Source organism: Mesorhizobium sp. M7A.F.Ca.CA.001.08.2.1, from assembly GCF_003998455.1.
In the GTDB taxonomy this organism is placed as follows: Bacteria; Pseudomonadota; Alphaproteobacteria; order Rhizobiales; family Rhizobiaceae; genus Mesorhizobium; species Mesorhizobium ciceri.
In genome coordinates this window covers 1-1541 of sequence record NZ_RZPW01001093.1, presented here as the reverse complement: position 1 = coordinate 1541, position 1541 = coordinate 1, and the positions used below count along the sequence as shown (strand labels likewise).

Below are 1541 nucleotides of genomic sequence, written 5' to 3'. Positions count from 1 at the left end.
GTTCGGACACGATGCAGCGGCCGCCGCCCTTGCGCAGGACAGACGTGTAGAGCGTCGGCGCGTGAGCGTCGGTGGCGTAGCGCACCGCGTGCAGCGCCTGGCCATCCGAGAAGGCGGCGGTGAGCTTCAGCGCCGGTTCGAGGCCGGCGCGGCGCGAGGCTTCGAGCACGCGGCTGGTGGCGTGGGAGACGGCGCCTTGCGGATCGCCGGTCAATCCCTCATCGATCATCAGCAGGAAGAACAGTTCGGAATCGGTGGTGCCTTCGCGCTGGTCGAAGACGGCGTCGGACAGCGAGTTCTCCAGCGCGCGGCGGATTTTCTCGAAGCCGCCGATCTGGCCGTGTGCATGAACGACCAGCTGCCGGAGATGAATGGATGGCAGTTCATGCGGCTGGTGGCGCCGCCGGTCGACGCCCGCACATGGGCGAGGAACAGGCCGGATTTGATCTGTCGGCACAGGCTTTTCAGATTGGGATCGGACCAGGCCGGCAGGATATCGCGATAGAGACCCGGCTCCGGGCGGTCGCCATACCAGGCTAGGCCGAAGCCGTCGCCATTGGTCGGCGATTTCGCTTCCTGAGCACAATGGCTCTGGGCGATCAGCGAGTGACAGGGCGCCGTGAGGATGTCTTCGAGAAAGACCGCTTCACCCAGATAGGCCGCCCACCGGCACATCGTTTCTGTCGCCCTCTAGGCGCGATCCGGAAGAGCCGCCGGCTCCTTGGTCGCGTGCGTGCCTCTGTTGTGCGTCCGCTCATAGAGTTCGCGGACGATTCGGCTGGCGGTAGTCTCAAACAGAAATGGCAAGAAGGCGTGAACGAGCGCTGCACTGGCAGCCAGGAGCAGGCGCGAGGAGAACCAGGCGGCAAAGGCCATATGGCCGAAATAGGTCTCGCCGACCTTGGCCGGATGAGAGGTGAAAATCCTTGCGACCGACATGCTGGTTCCCCTTCAGCGCTTCAGGTTCCGATATGAGTATCCTGACACGCTTCGCAGGTTCATTGGTCTCAAAATATCCTTGTGTTTTGCCATTTTGTGGGACACACATCCCACATGGCGCTGGATATCGATGAAATCGACCGGAAATTGCTCGCCGAATTGCAACGCGACGGCACGCTGTCGGTCGACCAGCTGTCGGAACGGGTGGCCCTATCGCGCAATGCCTGCTGGCGGCGCGTCAAGCGGCTGGAGGAGGATGGTGTCATCACCGGCCGGGTGGCGCTGGTCGATGCCGAAAAGCTCGGGCTTGGCCTTTCGGTCTTCATCCTGATCCGCACGTCCAACCACGATCCGGAGTGGCTGCAGAGATTCCGCGCGGCGGTGACCGGCCTTTCCGAGATCACCGGCGTCTACCGCATGTCCGGCGACCTCGACTACGTTCTGCGCGCCCGCGTCGCCGACGTGAAGGCCTATGACCGGCTCTACCAGCGGCTGATCGCCAAGGTGGCGCTGTCTGATGTTTCCGCCTCTTTCGTGATGGAAGAGATCAAGGAGACGACGGTGGTTCCGATGGAAGTGCGCTAGGGTATGTCGATATTCAG

At 62.8% G+C, this 1541-nt stretch carries 2 protein-coding genes and 1 pseudogene; 1 reads left to right on the top strand and 2 read right to left on the bottom strand.

The window, feature by feature from the left end:
• Positions 1-675: pseudogene (locus EN914_RS35065) on the bottom strand (class II glutamine amidotransferase); the annotation flags it as partial.
• Between the two features lie 15 nt (positions 676-690).
• Complete coding sequence (locus EN914_RS35060) at positions 691-939, bottom strand: DUF6356 family protein (protein ID WP_024505786.1); 249 nt, start codon at positions 937-939, stop codon at positions 691-693.
• A 114-nt stretch (positions 940-1053) separates the two neighbouring features.
• Here EN914_RS35060 and EN914_RS35055 point away from each other — a divergent pair, with 114 nt between their 5' ends.
• The gene (locus tag EN914_RS35055) at positions 1054-1524 is read left to right on the top strand and encodes an Lrp/AsnC family transcriptional regulator (RefSeq protein WP_024505787.1); all 471 of its coding nucleotides are present in this window, start codon (positions 1054-1056) and stop codon (positions 1522-1524) included.
• The last annotated feature ends 17 nt before the right edge of the window (positions 1525-1541 follow it).